The organism is Cellulosimicrobium sp. NPDC055967 (genome assembly GCF_042269845.1).
GTDB lineage: Bacteria > Actinomycetota > Actinomycetes > Actinomycetales > Cellulomonadaceae > Cellulosimicrobium.
Window position 1 is genome coordinate 115440 of the sequence record NZ_JBHJYJ010000003.1, and the last position, 19059, is coordinate 134498.

A 19059-nucleotide genomic window follows, 5' to 3' on the forward strand; every position below is an offset into this window, starting at 1 on the left:
CGGGGACGCGCCGTCGGGCAGGTGGTCCGCTCGCGGCGGGCCACGAGCAGGTCCGCGGACGACGTGGAGCCGGCTTCCCGTTGCCCCCCAGAGGAAGGTAGACCGTGGCGCGATCCACGAGGACGAACGGACGGACGACCCCCCGCGGGCGCCGTCGGTTCTTCAACTACCCGCGCTCGCACGTCAAGAGCTTCCGTCGCTGGCTGCCGTCGTGGCGCGTCGTCGTCGGGACCATGCTGACTGGCGTCGCGCTCGTCGCGGGCGTGCTCGTCGCCGCATGGTTCACGACCGAGGTGCCGAGCACGCTTCCCGGTGTCACCAAGCAGACCTCCACGGTCTACTACGGGGACGACACGACGGAGATGGGCACGTTCGCCTCCGAGGATCGCACGCTCGTCGACTTCGCGACGCTGCCGGACCACGTGGGCAACGCCGTCGTCGCGTCCGAGGATCGCACGTTCTGGACCAACTCGGGAGTCGACGTCAAGGGCATCGGGCGCGCGCTGCTCAACAACCTCCAGGGCGGCGACCGCCAGGGTGCCTCGACGCTCACGCAGCAGTACGTCGAGCGCTACTACACGAACACGGTCACCGACTACGTCGGGAAGGCTCGCGAGGCGATCCTCGCGCTGAAGATCACGCAGCAGCAGGACAAGGCAGACATCCTCGGCAACTACCTCAACACCATCTACTTCGGCCGTGGAGCCAACGGCATCCAGGCCGCTGCGCAGAAGTACTACGGCGTGAACGCCGCCGACCTCACGGTCTCGCAGTCGGCCATGATCGCGGGCATCATCCCGAACCCGACGTACTGGGACCCGGCGAACGACCTCGACCAGGCGACGTACCGCTGGAAGCGCACGCTCGACAACATGCTCAAGGACGGGCACATCGACAAGGCGCAGTTCGACGAGGCGGTCGGCGCCGGGTTCCCGATGCCGAACGAGTACGTGAAGTCCGACAAGCTGGGCGGACCGCAGGGCTATCTGCTCGTGGAAGCGCAGAAGGAGCTCGACAAGATCGGCATCACGGAGGAGGACCTCCTCACCGGTGGCTACCGCGTGACGACGACGATCGACCCGACCATGCAGAAGGCCGCTCAGGACACGATCGCCGCTCTGCCTCAGGAGTCGCGCGGTGACGACAACCCGGTCTCGCCCAACCTGCGCGCCACCATCGTGTCGATCGACCCCAACGACGGTTCCATCCGTGCCCTCTACGGTGGTGCCGACTATCTCAGCAAGCCCTTCAACGACGCGACCCAGGGCGCTGCGCAGGGCGGCTCGACGTTCAAGCCGTTCACGCTCATCGCGGCGCTGGAGAACGATCACACGCTCGACGAGCGCTACGACGGCAACAGCCCCAAGACGTTCCCGGGCGCCAACGACGGCAACGACTGGAAAGTGCGGAACTTCGGCGACGCGTCGTACGGGAACGTCGACCTGGTCAAGGCCACGGCAAACTCCGTGAACACCGTCTACGCGGAGCTCAACATCGAGACGGGTCCGGACAAGACCGCCGAGGTGGCGCACCGACTGGGCATCTCCGACAAGACCGAGGTCCTCGCGAACGCGGCCAACGTGCTGGGAACCGCGACGGTGACGCCGCTCGAGCTCACCAACGCCTACGCCACCATCGCGGCCGGCGGGCAGAAGTCGACCCCGCACATCGTCGCGAAGGTCGTCGACTCTCGCGGGAACCTCAGGTACCAGGCGCCCGGTGCGGAAGACCGTGCGGCGGAGTTCAGCACCGAGACCATGGCGGCCACGCAGTACGCGCTGTCGCAGGTCGTGGAGCAGGGCTCGGGTGAGCCTGCGCAGGCTCTCGGCCGCCCGGCCGCCGGCAAGACCGGGACCTCGAACGAGAACAAGTCCGCCTGGTTCGCCGGCTTCACGCCGGGTCTCGCGACCGTCGTCGGCCTGTACCAGAACGGTCCGAACGGTGAGCAGGAGCAGATCACGCCGTTCGGGCGCTGGGCCGACATGCGCAACCCGGAGATGACGGGTGGTTCGTGGCCGGTCGAGGCGTGGACGTCGTACATGCAGGCCGCCACGGCGAACCTGCCGGTCGGCGAGTTCCTGCCGTACACGCCGCCCAAGCCGCAGCCGACGGAGACGCCCACCGAGACCCCGACGGAGACGCCGACCGAGGGCACGGAGCCGGAGGAGCCGGTCGAGCCCGAGCAGCCGGAGAACGTTACCGTGCCCAGCGTCGTCGGCATGGAGAGCCGGGCCGCGCGCGCCCAGCTCGAGGCGGCAGGGCTCAAGGTGCGGATCACCGAGGAGTTCTCCGACCAGCAGCCGCGCGGCTTCGTCATCAGCCAGTCGTCGATCGCCGAGGTCCCACCAGGGTCGACCATCGCGCTCGTGGTCTCGAAGGGGACGGACCCGGGCCAGCAGCCGCCGGACCCCGAGAACCCTGACCCGTCGCCGACGGAGACGGAGAATCCCGGCGGTGGCGGGCCCGGGGGCGGCGGCGGGAACGGCAACAACCCCTGACCTCGGCCGTTCCGCAGATTTCCAGCGTTCCGCGCCGAGCGGGTACCCTGGGGAGCTGCCGTCCGCCCGTCGGACGGCAGCAGCATGAAGCATGAACCCTCCTGTCACGGAGAGACCGTGACCGCGAAGACCAGAGGAGGTGGGTTATCCGCATGCGTCAGTACGAACTGATGATCATCCTCGACCCCGAGATCGAGGAGCGCACCGTCGCCCCGTCGCTCGACAAGTACCTGTCGGTCATCAAGACCGACGGCGGCTCCGTCGACAAGGTGGACATCTGGGGTCGTCGCCGCCTGGCGTACGACATCAACAAGAAGTCCGAGGGCATCTACGCGGTCGTCGACTTCACGTCGACCTCCGACACCGCCAAGGAGCTGGACCGTCAGCTCGGCCTCAACGAGGTCGTCCTGCGGACCAAGATCCTGCGCACGGACGCTCGCTGATCCTCCCCGCGTCCCCCGTTCGACCGTCCTGCACCGGGATGCTGCACGCCTTAGCGCGTGTGGGCGCCGCGTGGTGGGATGAGCGACGCGAGAACGTTACGAGCGAGGCGCACGGCGCCGTCGACGACACAGACGACACACGAAGGAGCTGGCTATGGCAGGTGACACCGTCATCACGGTGATCGGGAACCTCACGGGAGACCCGGAGCTGCGTTTCACCCCCTCGGGTGCGGCGGTGGCCAACTTCACGGTGGCGTCGACGCCGCGGACCTTCGACCGCCAGTCGAACGAGTGGAAGGACGGGGACACCCTGTTCATGCGCTGCTCGATCTGGCGCGAGGCCGCGGAGAACGTCGCGGAGTCGCTGACGAAGGGCATGCGCGTCATCGTGCAGGGCCGCCTCGTCCAGCGCTCGTACGAGACCCGCGAGGGGGAGAAGCGCACCGTCGTCGAGCTGCAGGTGGACGAGATCGGTCCCTCCCTGCGCTACGCCTCCGCGAAGGTCACCCGCGCCCAGCGCTCGGGTGGCGGTGGCGGCGGCTTCGGCGGCGGTGGCGGCTACGGAGGTGGCGCCAACTCCGGCGGCGCCTCCGGCGGCGGATTCAGCTCCGGCGGCGGTCAGCAGCAGAGCGACGACCCGTGGGCCACGGCTGGCCCCGCGTCGTCCGGTGGTTCGTTCTCCGACGAGCCCCCGTTCTGATCGCCCGCCACTCCCAGAACACACACCCGTCCCCGTGGGTGCCGCACCGCTCGCCGGTGCGGACCGCGCGCGGGGATCGCACCTTGTAGAGGAGCAACACCATGGCGAAGCCTGTGGTGCGCAAGCCCAAGAAGAAGTCCAACCCGCTGAAGTCGGCCAAGATCGAGTCGGTCGACTACAAGGACACCGCGCTGCTGCGCAAGTTCATCTCCGACCGCGGCAAGATCCGTGCGCGTCGCGTGACCGGCGTCTCCGTCCAGGAGCAGCGCCAGATCGCCCGTGCGGTGAAGAACGCGCGCGAGATGGCGCTGCTGCCGTACACGTCGACGGCTCGCTGAGCGGGAAGGGAGAGAACTCATGGCCAAGCTGATCCTGACCCACGAGGTCACCGGTCTCGGTGAGCCCGGCGACGTCGTCGAGGTGAAGGACGGGTACGCCCGTAACTTCCTCGTCCCGCGCAAGCTCGCCACGCCGTGGTCCAAGGGCGCCGAGTCGCAGGTGACTGCGATCCGCAAGGCGCGCAAGGCCCGCGAGATCGCGTCGCTCGACGACGCGAAGGCGATCCGCGACTCGCTGCAGTCGAAGCCGGTCGTCGTCGAGGCGAAGGCCGGCGCTGCCGGTCGCCTCTTCGGTGCCGTGACGACGGCGGACATCGCGTCCGCCGTGACCGCCGCGGGCGCGTCGGTCGACAAGCGCAAGATCGAGATCGGCCAGCCGATCAAGGCGACGGGGGACTACACGGTCTCCGTCCGCCTCCACCCGGAGGTCTCCGCGACCCTCGCGGTGAAGGTCGTCGCTGCCTGATCTGCTGCTGAGCAGTCCTCGAAGGCCCGGTCCCTCCTCGGAGGGGCCGGGCCTTGGTGCTGTTCACGCCGTCCCGGTGACCATCCAGGCGCTGCCCCGGGCGCGCAGGCCCGTGGTGACGGCGCGGGCGGCCATGAAGACCCCCGCGAAGGCGAGCCACAACCACGCGAGGCCCGCTGCGCCGTCGGGCGCCCACTGCCGGACGGCGAGGGCGAACGGCACGTAGACCACGAGCGTGAGCATCCCGGCCCAGGCGAGGAACCGGCCGTCTCCGGCGCCGATGAGGACGCCGTCGAGCACGAACACCCAGCCCGCCATGGGCAGGAGCAGCCCGCACACGGCCATGCCGACCGCCACCGCGGCGCGCACCTCCAGGTCGGACGTGAAGAGCAGCGCGAACCACCAGCCGCCCGCGGCCATGACGACCCCGAGGGCTGCGCCCGCCGCGACCCCCCACTGCAGGGTGCGGCGCAGGACGGCCCGGACGCGCGGGACGTCGTCGGCCCCGAGCCCGTGGCCGACGAGCGCCTGCGCGGCGATGGCGAGCGCGTCGAGGGCGAAGGCGGCGAGCCCCCAGACGGAGTTCACGACCTGGTAGCCGGCGAGCGTGACCTCGCCGAGCCCGGTCGCGACGAACACGGTGAGGAGGATCGCGAGGCGCAGCGAGAGGGTGCGGACGAAGAGCGGCGCCCCGGCGCGCGCGTTCGACCAGATGCCGCCGGCCGCGGGGCGCAGGGACGCGCCGTGGCGGCGCGCGCCGCGTACGACCACGACGACGAGCACCGCGCCCATGGTGAGCTGCGCGACGGCCGTCCCGATGCCCGAGCCGGCGATCCCGAGGCCCGCACCGTAGACGAGGACGACGTTGAGGACCGCGTTGAACGTCGCGCCGCCTGCCGCGACCCACAGGGGCGTCTTCGTGTCCTGCATGCCGCGCAGGACGCCCGTGGAGGCGAGGACGAGGAGCATCCCGGGGAGGCCGAGGGCGGACCAGCGCAGGTAGACGACGGCGTGCTCGGCGACGTCGCCCGTCCCGCCCATCGCCCCGACGGCCCAGGGCGCGGTCGCCCACAGGGCGGCGGCGAGGAGCACGCCGAGCCCGACGGCGAGCCACAGGCCGTCCACGCCCGACTGGAGCGCCTCGCGCGTGTGCCCGGCGCCGATGCGGCGGGCGACGGCGGCCGTGGTCGCGTAGGCGAGGAAGACGCACAGCCCGACGAGGGTGACCAGGAGCGTCGAGGCGAGCGAGAGCCCGGCGAGCTGCGCGGTGCCGAGGTGGCCGACGACGGCGCTGTCGACGAGGACGAAGAGCGGCTCCGCGACGAGCGCGCCGAGGGCGGGGACGGCGAGCGCGAGGATCTCGCGGTCGAGCAGGGAGCGGGTGCGGCGTCCTGTGGACGACGGCGCGGGGTCGGGTGGCGTCCGGGTGTCGCCGGAGTGGCCGGGCGGTGTCCGGCGTGTCGTCGGCGTGTCGTCGGACTTTCTTTCTTCCACACCCCTGAGGGTAGTGACGAGGCTGGTCAGAGGCCCCTCGCGCTGATGTACACAGGGAGATCGTGACGTTGTCCACACGGTTATCCACCGGGTGTGCACAGTGACGGGGACTGTGTCCACAGGTTCGGGGGTCCCTGTCCACCGGGCGTGCACAGGGTCGTTTGCGGCCTGCAGGACGGCGTTCTAGTGTCGCGGGGTCGTGCCTGTCGGAGGCGGGAGGCGCGGTCACCGGGACAGTCGTGTGGGTGGCCCGCGGTAGAACACGTGTACGACGAAGGTTTGTCCCGGTCGCGCGGTCCCTCGTGGGTCGTGGCGGCTTCGGGGGAGCGAGGGGCGCATGTCGATCGAGGAGCTCGAGGAGAGCTACGGGGGCCCGGGGCCGTCAGGTTTCGACCGGACACCGCCCCAGGACGTCGCGGCGGAGATGAGCGTGCTCGGCGGCATGCTGCTGTCCAAGGACGCCATCGCCGACGTCATCGAGCAGATCCGCGGCTCCGACTTCTACCGTCCCGCGCACGAGGTCGTGTACGAGTCGATCATCGACCTCTACGGCCGCGGCGAGCCCGCCGACGCCATCACCGTCGTCGCGGAGCTCACCAAGCGCGGCGAGCTCCAGCGCATCGGTGGCGCCCCGTACATCCACGACCTCATGGCTGGCGTCCCGACCGCCGCGAACGCCGGGTACTACGCGCGCATCGTGCGCGAGCGCGCCGTGCTCCGGCGCCTCGTCGAGGCCGGCACGCGCATCGTCCAGCTCGGCTACGCGACCGACGGCGGCGACGTCGACGAGATCGTCAACAACGCCCAGGCCGAGGTCTACGCCGTCACCGAGCGTCGGACCACCGAGGACTACCTTCCGCTCTCGGAGATCCTCGGCCCGACGTTCGACGAGATCGAGGCGGCCCAGGGCCGCGGCGAGGGCATGACCGGCGTCCCCACCGGCTACTCCGACTTCGACCGGCTCACCAACGGTCTGCACCCCGGCCAGATGATCGTCGTCGCGGCGCGACCGGCCATCGGCAAGGCCCTCGCCCTCGACACGCCCCTCGTCACGCCGTCGGGCTGGACGACGATGGGCGACGTCGCGGTCGGCGACCTGCTCGTGTCCGCGGACGGAACACCCACGCGCGTCGTCGGGGCGACCGAGGTCATGGTCGACCGCCCGTGCTACGAGGTCGAGCTCGACGACGGCACGGTGATCGTCGCGGACGCGCAGCACCAGTGGGTGACCTCGACCCGCGCCCAGCGGCGCGCGGCACGCGCCGGCGAGACGCCTGAGTCGTCCGTGCGCACGACCGAGGAGCTCGCCGCCACGGTCCGGACCGCGACGGCCGACCGGCGCGCGAACCACTCGATCGCCACCGCGGCGCCGCTCGACCTTCCCGAGGCCGACCTCCCGATCCATCCCTATGCACTCGGGGTCTGGCTGGGCGACGGCAGCTCCCGACGCGCCGAGTTCACGTCCGCCGACCCCGAGATCGCGATGCGGCTCGAGGGGCTGGGCTACGTCGCGCGGCCGGACGCGGACGACCTGCGCGCGCCCGGTGCGTCGGGAACCGACCACATCCCGGCTGCGTACCTCCGCGCGAGCGAGTCCCAGCGCCGGGAGCTCCTGGCGGGTCTGCTCGATACCGACGGCACCGTCATGCCGCAGGGCAGCGTCCAGATCAGCCTGACGAACGAGCGGCTCGCACGCGAGACGCGTGAGCTCATCCTGTCGCTCGGGTACCGCACGGGATGGTCGACGAAGACCGTGAAGGGGCGGACCGAGGCGTCGTCGACGGCGTACACGATCACCTTCACGACCGAGGACGACGTGTTCTGGCTGGAGCGCAAGCGCCTCGTCCACAAGGAGCGTCGTCGCCCGGGCACCGCGCGGCCCACGTCACGGTTCGTCGTCGACGTCCGCCGGGTCGAGTCGGTGCCGGTGCGCTGCGTCGAGGTCGACCATCCCTCGCACCTGTACCTGGCAGGACGATCGATGGTGCCGACGCACAACTCCGTGCTCGGCATCAACGTCGCGACTCACGCCGCGGTGCACCACCAGATGGCGTCCGTCATCTTCTCGCTGGAGATGAGCCGCAACGAGATCACCATGCGACTTCTGGCCGCGGAGGCGCGGGTTCCGCTGACGCGGATGCGGTCCGGGAAGATGGACGAGCAGGACTGGCAGAAGCTCGCGTCGACCATGGGCAAGGTGGCGGAGGCGCCGCTGTTCATCGACGACTCGCCCAACATGTCGCTCATGGAGATCCGGGCGAAGTGCCGGCGCCTCAAGCAGCGTCACGACCTCAAGCTCGTCGTGATCGACTACCTCCAGCTCATGAGCTCCGGCAAGCGCGTCGAGTCGCGCCAGCAGGAGGTCTCGGAATTCTCGCGTGCGCTGAAGCTCCTCGCGAAGGAGCTCGAGGTCCCGGTCATCGCGATCTCGCAGCTGAACCGCGGTCCGGAGCAGCGTGGAGACAAGAAGCCGCAGATGAGCGACCTGCGTGAGTCGGGTTGCCTCACCGAGGACACGAAGATCCTGCGCGCCGACACCGGCGCAGAGACGAGCCTGGGCGAACTCTTCGCGCTCAACGCCAAGGACGTCCCCGTGTGGGCGCTCAACGACCGGCTCCAGTACGTCCGCCGCCACCTCACGCACGTGTTCCCCACGGGCGTGAAGCCCGTGTTCCGGATGCGACTGGCGTCGGGCAAGGAGATCGAGGCGACGGCGAACCACCCGTTCCTCACCTATGACGGCTGGACCGCGCTCGGAGACCTGGAGGTCGGGTCGCGCATCGGTGTGCCGCGCCACGTCCCCGGGCCGGAACGGAACCTCGAGTGGGACGACCGCAAGGTCGTCATGCTGGCTCACCTCCTCGGCGACGGGTCGTTCGTGAAGCGACAGCCGATCCGCTATGCCTCCATCGACGAGCGGAACCTCGCCACCGTCTCCGAGGCGGCGGGTGCCTTCGGGATCACCCCGATCCGCGACGACTACGCCGCGGCCCGAGTCACGACCCTGCGCCTCCCCGCGCCCTACCGGCTCGCCAGGGGTCGCCGGAACCCGATCGCCGAGTGGCTCGACGACATGGGGCTGTTCGGCGCACGCAGCCACGAGAAGTTCATCCCGACGAGCGTCTTCCACCTGCCGAAGCGCCAGATCGCGCTCTTCATCAAGCACATCTGGGCCACGGACGGCTTGGTGACGATCAACAAGAACGGGCGCAGCGGGCGGATCTACTACGCCTCGACCTCGCGCGAGATCGTCGACGGGCTGTCACGCCTCCTGCTGCGCTTCGGCATCTCGACGCGTGTACGGACGGCGACACCCAAGGGGTCGTACCGTCCCGGGTACACGCTGGACGTGAGCGGGGTGGACGACCAGCGCCGCTTCCTCCAGGAGATCGGCGTGCACGGCGACCGAGGCGATATCGCCGAGAAGCTGCTGACGATCATCCGCGAGACGCGCGCCAACACGAACGTCGACACCGTCCCGCGCCGGGTTTGGGACGACGTCCGCGACATCCTCGTCGAGCGCGGCATGACGCACCGTGAGTTCGCCGAAGCGATCGGGACCCAGTTCTGTGGCAGCGCGCCGTGGAAGAACTCTCCGTCGAGGCATCGCCTCGGCAAGATCGCGGCCGTGCTTGAGAGCGAGGAGCTCGAGATCATGGCGGTCAACGACCTCCTGTGGGACGAGGTCGTCTCGATCGAGCCGATGGGGGAGAAGCAGGTCTACGACGCCACCGTCCTCGACGGGCACAACTTCGTCGCCAACGGCATCGCCGCACACAACAGTATTGAGCAGGACGCTGACGTGGTGATCCTGCTCCACCGCGAGGACGCCTATGAGAAGGAGTCGCCGCGCGCGGGCGAGGCTGACCTGATCGTCGCCAAGCACCGTAACGGCCCTACCGACACGATCACCGTCGCGTTCCAAGGTCACTACCAGCGCTTCGCCGACATGCAGATGTAGCAACCTGAGTCGCCCCAGAGCGCCGCGTGCCGCGCGCGGCGGTCAGCCGACAGAGCTCTACCTGGATGTCATGGACGCGCCGACCACGCTGGATCGGGCCATCGCTTTGGGTGCGGAGCCGCTCGCGGATGCGGTGGCCAAGTCCTGGGGAGACGACGTGGGATACGCCCTCGCACCGGGGGGATTCGTGCTCGCCATCGCCGCCGCTCAGCCAACGAGCGTGTGAGGCCGACGGATCACCGCAGCACGGTACGACACCGCGTCTGGCTCAGAGTCTCGTCGGGGACCTTGCTGATCGTGCAAGACCACGAGACGATCATCGATCGGGAGAGGCGTGGTCCGCTGTCATCGCGCCGGCATGACTGGCCTGGCGGGTGCCGTTCCTCGAGCCTGGGCGCCTGGGGTTGCGGCTTCCCCAAGGGCACGATCTAGCGTCGCAGGCATGGACGAGTACACGACGGGTCAGGTCGCACACGCGGCGGGGTTGAGCGAGAAGGCGGTGCGGATGTACGCCGACCGCGGACTGCTCGTGGCGCATCGAGAAGGGGCTGACGCGCGGCGGATGCTCGGTGCTGACCAGGTGCCCAGGGCGCGGCTGATCCGGCTGTTGCGCGGGGTGGGCCTGTCGTTGGGCGAGGTGGACCTCGTGCTCGGTGCGACCGATGCCGTGGGCCAGTTCGACGAGCTGTGGAGCGAGAGACGCGCGTCGCTGGCGTTGTCGCTGGAGGCCGGGGAGTACGTGCGCTCAGTGCTCGCGGACGGTCCGCACCTCGACCTCGAGGTGAATCTGCGGGAGGTCCCGGGGCGTCTGGTGCTGGGCAGCGGCCGCGAGGCGACGCTGGGCGAGTTGCCTCGGGTTCTCGCCGAGGCGACGGAGTCGCTCTTCCAGGTGCTGCGGTCGGTCCAGGTGGACCTTGAGGGGCCTCCGTTCGTGGAGTATCACGAGCGAGCGACGGAGGGCTTCGCCGCGCGTATTACCGCTTGGGTTCCGGTCGCTGAGCTCCTGCGTCCTCCGCCGGGCTTCGTCCTGCGAACCGACGCTCGCCATCTCGAGTGCTTCGTCGCGCTCGACGCGAGCGGAGCTGAAGACCAGAGTCGGCTTGTGGTGATTCACGATCTCCTGTCGTTCGGGCGGGCCGCTCCCGGACACGTTCCGGTGGGCGACAACAGAGAGATCTACCTGCCGTCCTGGGGGACAGGGGAGACGGGACCGGTCATGGAGGTCGCCGTCCCCGTCGAGCCCACGCACTGAGCGCAGAACTCCCGCGCGTGCCCTCGGACGCCCGTTGACGCCACTCGGTGGCGTGCCGCACAGTGACCGTATGAAACATCTTACAGAATCTGAAAGTCCGATGCTCGTTTCGTCATCCGACATCGTGACGGGGTTGCGCGCACTGGGATTGGGACGCGGAGACGTCGCGATCGTGCACGCTTCGCTGTCTGCGTTCGGTGTCGTGCCTGGGGGCGAGCAGGTGGTCCTGCAGGCGTTGCGGGAGGTCGTGGGCCAGGAGGGGACGTTGGTGATGCCCGCGCAGAGCTGGCAGCTATGCGATCCGGACTTCCTTGACGACCCGGCGTGCGACGCGGCGACCCGGGCGAGGATCCGGGATGGGCTGCCGGTGTTCGACGTTGACCTCACGCCGACGCGTTCGATGGGGGCGTTGGCCGAGGTCTTTCGCGCGCAGCCGACGACTCGGCGCAGCCCGCACCCGCATCGCTCCTTCGCCGCCCAGGGGCCGCTCGCGGAACACATCGTTCGAACCCACCCCCTGCAGGACCCGTTCGGGCCCAACTCGCCCCTGGATCGCCTGGTCGAGCTCGATGCGATGGCTGTCCTCCTAGGGGTGGGTTTCGACAAGTGCACGGCGCTGCATCACGCAGAGCTCAAGGCCGCTGGCGCCACGCGAGAACTCGTCCGCAACGGCGCTCGCCTCGAGATGGACGGCGGCACTCAGTGGTGCAGCTGGCTAGAGCCAAAGGTGTCTTCGGCTGACTTTGCGCGGGCGGGGGATGCGCTCGAGAGCGAACCGGGTGCCGTCACTGCTGTGACCATTGGCCGCGCCAGGTGTCGTGCAGTGCGCCTGGGCGCCCTCGTTCGGTTCGCCGAACAGTGGTTCAGCAACGAACGCGGGTGAAACCCCTTGCAGTTGCTGTAAGTTTCTGCAATCGTACGAGGGCCGCCACGGAGCGAGGGACAAGGGCAGTCCAGCCTCCTGCGGTCCTACGCACACGCAGAAAGGCACACCAATGAAGGTGCAGACAAGGGCCACGGCTGGCCTGATCGCGGGGGCACTGCTCATGGCAGGAGCTCTGGGCGCTTGCTCGTCGGGAGACACCCCTGACGCCGAGGAACAAACTTCGGCCTCGACGCAACCGCTGACGGTCTGGGTCGATGCGAACCGCGCCGAGGAGCTCAAGGAGATCGCCACCCAGTTCGAGGCGGACAAGGGGGTGGCGATCAAGCTCGTGCAGAAGGAGTACGGGGACGTGATGAAGGAGGACTTCGTCAAGCAGGTCCCCACAGGCAAGGGCCCCGACGTCATCATCGGTGGCCACGACTGGCTCGGCCAGTTCGTGCAGAACGGGGTGGTGGCACCGGTCGAGCTCGGGGACAAGGCTGAGGAGTTCCCCGAGGTCGCGCTGCGCGCCATGACGTACGAGGGCACGACCTATGGGCTGCCGGTCTCGCTGGAGAACATCGCGCTGCTGCGCAACACCGCACTGGCTGACTCCACGCCGGCGACGTGGGACGAGCTGGTTGCCAAGGGGCAGGAAGTCGTAGCCAGTGGTGCTGCGGCGTACCCGGTGCTCGTGCCGTCGGGTCCGGAGTCGGATCCGTACCACCTCTACCCGCTGCAGACCTCGCTGGGTGCGCCGTTGTTCGGCACTGACGACGAGGGCAACTACGACCCGACCCAGCTCCTCATCGGTGGTGCGGGCGGGAACGAGTTCGCTGCCAAGCTGGTCGAGTGGGGGAGCGCCGGCGCGCTGAACACGAACGTCACCGGTGATATCGCCCGCGACGAGTTCGCCGCGGGCAAGGCTCCGTACATGCTCTCTGGCCCGTGGAACCTCCCGGCCTTCGACGAGGCAGGGATCGACTACGCGATCGAGGCGATCCCGCCGGCCGGGACGGAGCCGCTGACGCCGTTCGTCGGGGTGCAGGGCTTCTTCATCAGCGCGAAGAGCCAGAACGCTCTGGCCGCGAACGAGTTCGTCGTCAACTACCTCGGGCGTGAGGACGTCCAGCTCGACCTGTTCGCTGCCGGCGGTCGCCCGCCCGCGCTGACGAGTGCTTTCGAGGTCGCCTCGGAGCAGGACCCGAGCGTGGCCGCGTTCGGCGAGGTGGGCCTGGCGGGGGTGCCCATGCCGAACATCCCCGAGATGGGTGCCGTCTGGAACTACTGGGGCGCCACCGAGGCGGCGCTGATCAACAACACCGCCGGTGACCCGGCGACCGCGTGGGCGGACATGACGGCCAAGATCCAGGCCGACATCACGGGCTGAGCCCGGACTGCAGGACCCCAGGCTGGGGCGCGGTGCATGGGCGCCCCGGTCTGGTCCTGACTCAACCCACCCCCCCACGTACGACGGAGCAGCATGTCCCTCACCATTTCCCGCCCCGCGCCCCCGGCCGCCCCACGGCGAGGCGGTCTCGAGCATTCCCGGCCGGCCGTCCTGCTGGCCAAGATCGCCGCTCTGGCCGTACTGGACGCGTTGGTCGTCTACGCATCGAGCGTGCTCGCCCTGGATGGCCGCTGGCCGGTCGCCGCACTGGCGGTTCTCGGTGCTGTGGCCGTGAACGTCGTGTACCTGCGCCCCGGGATGCTGCCCGCGAAGTACCTGGTACCGGGCACCGTGTTCCTGCTCGTGTTCCAGGTTTACGTCATCGTCTTCAGCGCCTACATCGCCTTCACGAACTACGGCGACGGGCACGTCGGGAGCAAGCAGGACGCGATTGCGGTCATCGAGAGCAAGTCCGTGACAAGGGTCGAGGGATCACCCGCACTCGACATGGTCGTCCTCGAGCGCGCCGGAGACCTGTGGTTTCTCGTGACCGACCCTGACGGGAGCGCTTCGCTCGGCACCGTGGACACCCCGCTGCGTGCAGCACCGGATGCGACGTTCGACCAAGGACGTGCGGTCGGGGTCCCGGGCTACGCGACGCTCGGGTTCGCCGAGATGCTGGCGGACCAGCAGCGCATCGCCGCCATGAGCGTCCCTCTCGACGAGAACCTCGACGAGGGCGTGCTGCGCACCCCGGACGGCTCCCAGGCGTACCTCTACACCTCCACCATGACCTACGACGAGGCCACAGACACCTTCGTCGACACGGCTACGGGCGTCGTCTACTCCGACTCGGGCCGCGGCTCTTTCGCGGCCTCGGACGGAGCAGAGATCATGCCGGGCTGGAAGGTGAACGTCGGACTGGAAAACTTCGCCCGGGCCTTCGGGGAGCAGTCCATCCGTGGGCCGCTGTTGTCCGTCCTGGTCTGGACCTTCGTGTTCGCCGGTGTCACGGTCGCGGGCACGTTCGCGATCGGGGTCTTCCTCGCCATCGTCTTGGACGAGCCGCGCCTGCGGTTCCGACGCACGTTCCGCGTCCTGGTGATCCTGCCCTACGCGTTCCCCGCCTTCCTGTCCGCGCTGATCTGGGGTGGTCTGCTCAACTCTCAGTTCGGGTTCATCAACCAGGTCTTGCTCGGCGGCGCAGCAGTCCCGTGGCTGACCGACCCGCTGCTAGCGAAGGTGAGCATCCTGGTCGTGAACCTCTGGCTGGGCTATCCCTACATGTTCCTGGTCGCGACCGGGGCCCTGCAGTCGATCCCGAACGAGTACGTCGAGGCAGCCCGTGTCGACGGGGCGAACGCGTGGACAGTCTTTCGCGCCGTGAAGCTCCCCCTCCTCATGGTCTCCATGGCACCCCTGCTCATCGCCGCGTTCGCGTTCAACTTCAACAACTTCAATGTCATCTACATGCTGACCGAGGGCGGCCCGCAGGACATCTCGAGCGAGATGAACGTCGGCGCCACCGACATCCTCATCACCCTGGTCTACAAGGTCGCCTTCGGTGAGACGAGCGGGCGCGACTACGGCCTGGCGAGCGCGTTCGCCATCATCGTCTTCGTCCTCGTCGGTCTGATCTCCGTGATCAGCTTCCGCCGCACCCGAGCTCTGGAGGACATCCACTGATGCTGACCTCACCTGCCACGCAGCGCCAGCACACACGTAGTTCGGTCGGGCGTCGCCGTGGGCGCAGCCTCACGCTGGCCGGCCGCTACGTCGTGGCTATCGTCACCACGGTCGTCGCGGTGTTCCCGATCCTTTACATCGTCTCGGCCTCCTTGAACCCGCACGGCAGCCTGGTGAGCGCGAACGCGTTGTTCGCGTCCGTCCAGCTGACGAACTACGTCAGCCTGTTCACCAACCCGGTCCAGCCGTACGGCGCGTGGTTCGTGAACACTCTCGTGATCGGGCTAACCACCGCAGCCGCCACCGTGCTGCTCGGTGGCCTTGCGGCCTACGCGTTCTCAAGGATGCGGTTCCGCGGACGCCGGCTCGGACTGACCTCGATCCTGCTGATCCAGATGTTCCCTCAGCTCCTGGGCGTGGTGGCGATCTTCCTGCTGATGAACTCGATCAGCGAGGTCTTCCCCTCGATCGGCCTCGATACCCAGTCCGGACTCATCCTCGTCTACCTCGGGGGAGCTCTGGGCGTGAACACCTACCTGCTCTACGGGTTCTTCAACACGGTCCCGAGCTCGATCGACGAGGCCGCAAAGCTGGACGGCGCCGGGCACGCCCGGATCTTCTTCACGATCGTGATGCGTCTGTCGGCTCCGGTGCTCGCGGTCGTGGGGCTCTTGTCGTTCATCGCCACGACGAGCGAGTTCGTGGTCGCCAGCGTCGTGCTGACCGACCCGCACCGCCAGACTCTTGCAGTGGGACTGTTCCAGTTCGTCTCCCAGCAGACGTCTGCCAACTGGCCCGTCTTTGCCGCCGGGGCCGTGCTTGCCGCGCTCCCGGTGGTGACGCTGTTCTTCGTCCTGCAGAAGTACATCGTGGGCGGGCTGACTGCCGGCGCCGTGAAGTGACGTGACCCCAGCAGCGCACGCTGTGATGACGCGACGGCAACAGGGCCCGGAAAGTCCCCGATGTTAGCCTTGGCAACCATGACGGCGAAGCTCTCAGACATCGCCGCGCAGGCGGGCGTCAGCGAGGCAACCGTGAGTCGCGTGCTGAATGACCGCCCTGGTGTCGCCGCAGCCAAGAGGCAGGCGGTGCTCACGGCCCTGGACCTGCTCGGGTACGAGCGTCCGGCACGGCTGCGGCGACGCAGCGGTCGATCGGTCGGGTTGATCCTGCCCGAGCTCTCCAACCCCATCTTTCCGGCGTTCGCCCAGGCACTGGGATCGAACCTCGCCCGCCGCGGCTTCACGCCTGTTCTCGGCACGCAGAGCGATGGAGGCGTGCACGAGGACGAGTACATTGACATGCTCCTCGAGGCAGGTGCCGCAGCGATCGTGTTCGTCTGCGGACGTCACGCCGACACCACGCACGACCTGGCCCGATACCAGCAGCTACGAGAGCTCGGGATCCCGCTCGCGCTCGTCAACGGGCACCGCGAAGGGCTCGATGCCGCATTCTTCTCCGTCGACGACAAGGCCGGGGTGGCTCTCGCGGTCCGCCACCTGGCCTCGATGGGTCACCAGAGGATCGGTCTCGCCACCGGGCCCGTCGACTTCGTCTCCTCGCGCCGCAAGGTCGAGGCGTTCGAGGCTGTGACCGAGGCGGTGGGAGCCGACGCAAGGGTCGAGTGCGCCCCGTTCACCGAGGACGGCGGTAGCGCCGCTACGCGAGCGCTGTTGGCTCAGGACTGCACGGCGATCGTCTGCGGTAGCGACGTTACCGCTCTCGGCGCTCTGACTCAGGCCCGCCGCGACGATCTGGACGTGCCCGACGACCTGTCGGTCGTTGGCTTCGACGACTCTCTCGTCGCGCGGCACTCCTGGCCCCCGCTGACGACCATCCGCCAGCCGGTCACCGCGATGAGCCTCGCCCTCGTCGACGCCTTGGTCGGCGAGATCAACGGCATACCGGCCTCCCGCACCGAGTACGTCTTCAGCCCCGAACTCATCGTCCGGGAATCCACAGGACCCCGCCGCACTGTCTGAAAGTTCTTGCAGAGCCTGAAATCACTTGCTAGCGTGGATGGTGACCCCACGCGGTGAGCTCTTCTTCGCGTGGCCATGCGTCCATCACCCCGACGCTCGCGAAGAAGGCGATGATGCTGAAACTCTCTTCCCACCCACACCACGACGGCTCCGAGCTGTACGTTCCGCACCCTCCTCGAGCTCTGGGTGACCAGGTGCGTGTGCGGGTCCGCGTGCCCAAGGCCTTCGGGGCACCGGTCTCGGTCTTCGTCCGCGCACTGAACGACAACGAGGCACGCTTTACCCCGCTGGCACCGCTCAAGACTGCACCCCGCCGGGATGTCGATGCCGTGTGGTGGGAGGGCTCACTGAGCGCGGAGAACCCTGTCACGCGCTACCGGTTCCTGGTCAACGCCGCCGACGGCAGCGCGTGGTGGCTCAACGGTGCCGGTCTCGGTGCGAGCGAGCCGGTCGACGCGCTCGACTTCCGGATGACGACGTACCCCCCTGCGCCCGCCTGGGCGACTGACCAGGTCATCTACCAGATCTTCCCCGACCGCTTCGCACGGTCCAAGCGCGCCGGCAACCGGGAGATCCCGGACTGGGCATCCCCGGCCCAGTGGACGGACTCGGTCGTAGCGCGCGGACCGCGCACGCAGGTCCAGTTCTTCGGAGGAGATCTCGACGGAGTGGTCGAGCACCTCGACCACATCCAGTCGCTCGGCGCGACGTTGATCTATCTGACCCCGTTCTTCCCCGCACAGTCCAACCACCGGTACGACGCTTCGACGTTCGACTGGGTCGACCCGGCCCTAGGGGGAGACGGCGCCCTGGTGCGCCTCGTCCGCGCCGCCCACGAGCGAGGCATGCGCGTTATCGGCGACCTGACGACCAACCACACCGGCGCTCTGCACGAGTGGTTCCAACGCGCCTACGGAAACCCGGACGCGCCCGAGAGCGACTTCTACTACTGGAAGAACGCCGAGCAGACCGACTACATCGCCTGGTACGGCGTACGGTCCCTGCCCAAGCTGAACTGGAACTCACCCGAGCTGCGCCGCCGCTTCGTCGAAGGGCCCGACTCCGTCGTCGCGCGATGGCTCAAGCCCCCCTTCGAGCTGGACGGCTGGCGGATCGACGTGGCCAACATGACCGGCCGACTCGGGCGGGACGACCTCAACCTGGAGATCCAGAGGACGATCCGCCAGACCATGGCCGAGGTAGCGCCCGACACCGTCCTCTACGCGGAATCGACGAATGACGCCGGCCCCGACCTCGATGGTTCGGGATGGCACGGCACCATGAGCTATGCCGGGTTCACTCGACCTGTGTGGCACTGGCTTCGGACTCCTGGGTCGGGTGGCGACCTGGAGTTCGGCATCCCCTACGAGGGCCGGCCCCGCATCAGCGCACGGTCCCTCCTGGACGCTTACCGCCACTTCACCGCCACCTACCCCTGGCCCGTGCGCCTGGCAAGCCTCAACGCAATCGATACCCACGACCTCGCCCGGTTCGCCCAGCGAGCCGACGCGGCGACCCAACGGATCGCGCTCGGACTGTCCATGACCCTCCCGGGCACGCCGATGCTCTTCGCCGGCGACGAGTTCGGACTCACCGGTGAGAACGGCGAACACTCCCGTACACCCATCCCCTGGGGCGAAGTCCCTTCCCTCGCCGATGATTACCGCGCCGCCGCTATTCTCAGGGCGGCCTTTCCCGCTCTCCGGGACGGCTCACTGCGGTGGCTCTACGCCCACGACGATGCGCTGCTCTTCGTGCGTGAGGACAAAGACACTCGTCTGCTCATCCTCGCTGGGCGCGGGCCGGTGCAGATCCAGATCCCAGGAGAGAGTCTCCAGGGTGCCGAGAGAGTGCTTGGAGACGCCTCGCTCGTCGAGGGCGTTGAGCACGAGGTCAAGTCCACCCAGGCAACGTTCACCGTCTGGAATCTCCAAAACGCCTAGCCCACTGCTCCGGCCGCTCGCCCTTCGCGGCGAGCGGCCGA

General features: G+C 68.6%; 15 protein-coding genes. 14 read left to right on the forward strand and 1 reads right to left on the reverse strand.

Annotation, left to right across the window (positions count from 1 at the left end; genetic code table 11):
* Nucleotides 1-104: 104 nt before the first annotated feature.
* The 5 genes from ACFC2L_RS05325 to rplI all read left to right on the forward strand — a co-directional run bounded on the left by ACFC2L_RS05325 (nt 105) and on the right by rplI (nt 4445).
* Nucleotides 105-2498, forward strand: a complete 2394-nt coding sequence (locus ACFC2L_RS05325) for a transglycosylase domain-containing protein (RefSeq protein WP_375823257.1) — start codon at nt 105-107, stop codon at nt 2496-2498.
* Between the two features lie 152 nt (nt 2499-2650).
* Entirely contained in the window at nt 2651-2941 is a 291-nt protein-coding gene (rpsF, locus tag ACFC2L_RS05330; protein WP_009863694.1) for a 30S ribosomal protein S6, read from the forward strand.
* A 154-nt stretch (nt 2942-3095) separates the two neighbouring features.
* Nucleotides 3096-3641 (forward strand): single-stranded DNA-binding protein, encoded by a 546-nt coding sequence (locus ACFC2L_RS05335; protein WP_021481583.1) that lies wholly within the window; start codon nt 3096-3098, stop codon nt 3639-3641.
* A 101-nt stretch (nt 3642-3742) separates the two neighbouring features.
* Nucleotides 3743-3979, forward strand: coding sequence for a 30S ribosomal protein S18 (gene rpsR / locus ACFC2L_RS05340; protein WP_021481584.1), 237 nt, complete (start codon nt 3743-3745; stop codon nt 3977-3979).
* Nucleotides 3980-3998: 19 nt separating this feature from the next.
* The gene (gene rplI / locus ACFC2L_RS05345; protein ID WP_047230914.1) at nt 3999-4445 is read left to right on the forward strand and encodes a 50S ribosomal protein L9; all 447 of its coding nucleotides are present in this window, start codon (nt 3999-4001) and stop codon (nt 4443-4445) included.
* Between the two features lie 63 nt (nt 4446-4508).
* Here rplI and ACFC2L_RS05350 read toward each other — a convergent pair whose 3' ends face one another.
* Entirely contained in the window at nt 4509-5819 is a 1311-nt protein-coding gene (locus ACFC2L_RS05350) for an MATE family efflux transporter (RefSeq protein WP_375823490.1), read from the reverse strand.
* A 457-nt stretch (nt 5820-6276) separates the two neighbouring features.
* Here ACFC2L_RS05350 and ACFC2L_RS05355 point away from each other — a divergent pair, with 457 nt between their 5' ends.
* The 9 genes from ACFC2L_RS05355 (at nt 6277) to ACFC2L_RS05395 (ending at nt 19018) form a co-directional block, all read left to right on the forward strand.
* Entirely contained in the window at nt 6277-9900 is a 3624-nt protein-coding gene (locus ACFC2L_RS05355) for a replicative DNA helicase (RefSeq protein WP_375823258.1), read from the forward strand.
* A gap of 70 nt (nt 9901-9970) precedes the next feature.
* Complete coding sequence (locus tag ACFC2L_RS05360) at nt 9971-10126, forward strand: hypothetical protein (protein ID WP_375823259.1); 156 nt, start codon at nt 9971-9973, stop codon at nt 10124-10126.
* Between the two features lie 216 nt (nt 10127-10342).
* Nucleotides 10343-11152 carry a MerR family transcriptional regulator gene (locus ACFC2L_RS05365; protein WP_375823260.1) on the forward strand — a complete coding sequence of 270 codons (810 nt, stop codon included), beginning with the start codon at nt 10343-10345 and terminating at the stop codon, nt 11150-11152.
* Nucleotides 11153-11252: 100 nt separating this feature from the next.
* Complete coding sequence (locus tag ACFC2L_RS05370; protein ID WP_375823261.1) at nt 11253-12035, forward strand: aminoglycoside N(3)-acetyltransferase; 783 nt, start codon at nt 11253-11255, stop codon at nt 12033-12035.
* A gap of 163 nt (nt 12036-12198) precedes the next feature.
* Nucleotides 12199-13407 (forward strand): extracellular solute-binding protein, encoded by a 1209-nt coding sequence (locus tag ACFC2L_RS05375; protein WP_375823262.1) that lies wholly within the window; start codon nt 12199-12201, stop codon nt 13405-13407.
* Between the two features lie 93 nt (nt 13408-13500).
* A complete protein-coding gene (locus ACFC2L_RS05380; RefSeq protein ID WP_375823263.1) occupies nt 13501-15093 on the forward strand; it encodes an ABC transporter permease subunit in 1593 nt (530 codons plus the stop codon).
* On the forward strand, nt 15093-15995 hold the full coding sequence (locus ACFC2L_RS05385) for a sugar ABC transporter permease (RefSeq protein WP_375823264.1): 903 nt from the start codon (nt 15093-15095) through the stop codon (nt 15993-15995). Before ACFC2L_RS05380 ends, ACFC2L_RS05385 begins: the two co-directional genes overlap by 1 nt.
* Before the next feature lie 78 nt (nt 15996-16073).
* Nucleotides 16074-17075, forward strand: coding sequence for a LacI family DNA-binding transcriptional regulator (locus ACFC2L_RS05390; protein ID WP_375823265.1), 1002 nt, complete (start codon nt 16074-16076; stop codon nt 17073-17075).
* A gap of 53 nt (nt 17076-17128) precedes the next feature.
* Nucleotides 17129-19018, forward strand: a complete 1890-nt coding sequence (locus tag ACFC2L_RS05395) for a glycoside hydrolase family 13 protein (RefSeq protein ID WP_375823266.1) — start codon at nt 17129-17131, stop codon at nt 19016-19018.
* The last annotated feature ends 41 nt before the right edge of the window (nt 19019-19059 follow it).

What these genes read in the sequence shown, in the direction of transcription:
- rpsF (WP_009863694.1), top strand. Translation starts at nt 2,651, where the DNA reads ATGCGTCAGTACGAACTGATGATCATCCTCGACCCCGAGATCGAGGAG.
- ACFC2L_RS05335 (WP_021481583.1), top strand. Translation starts at nt 3,096, where the DNA reads ATGGCAGGTGACACCGTCATCACGGTGATCGGGAACCTCACGGGAGAC.
- rpsR (WP_021481584.1), top strand. Translation starts at nt 3,743, where the DNA reads ATGGCGAAGCCTGTGGTGCGCAAGCCCAAGAAGAAGTCCAACCCGCTG.
- rplI (WP_047230914.1), top strand. Translation starts at nt 3,999, where the DNA reads ATGGCCAAGCTGATCCTGACCCACGAGGTCACCGGTCTCGGTGAGCCC.
- ACFC2L_RS05355 (WP_375823258.1), top strand. Translation starts at nt 6,277, where the DNA reads ATGTCGATCGAGGAGCTCGAGGAGAGCTACGGGGGCCCGGGGCCGTCA.
- ACFC2L_RS05360 (WP_375823259.1), top strand. Translation starts at nt 9,971, where the DNA reads ATGGACGCGCCGACCACGCTGGATCGGGCCATCGCTTTGGGTGCGGAG.
- ACFC2L_RS05365 (WP_375823260.1), top strand. Translation starts at nt 10,343, where the DNA reads ATGGACGAGTACACGACGGGTCAGGTCGCACACGCGGCGGGGTTGAGC.
- ACFC2L_RS05370 (WP_375823261.1), top strand. Translation starts at nt 11,253, where the DNA reads ATGCTCGTTTCGTCATCCGACATCGTGACGGGGTTGCGCGCACTGGGA.
- ACFC2L_RS05375 (WP_375823262.1), top strand. Translation starts at nt 12,199, where the DNA reads ATGGCAGGAGCTCTGGGCGCTTGCTCGTCGGGAGACACCCCTGACGCC.
- ACFC2L_RS05380 (WP_375823263.1), top strand. Translation starts at nt 13,501, where the DNA reads ATGTCCCTCACCATTTCCCGCCCCGCGCCCCCGGCCGCCCCACGGCGA.
- ACFC2L_RS05385 (WP_375823264.1), top strand. Translation starts at nt 15,093, where the DNA reads ATGCTGACCTCACCTGCCACGCAGCGCCAGCACACACGTAGTTCGGTC.
- ACFC2L_RS05390 (WP_375823265.1), top strand. Translation starts at nt 16,074, where the DNA reads ATGACGGCGAAGCTCTCAGACATCGCCGCGCAGGCGGGCGTCAGCGAG.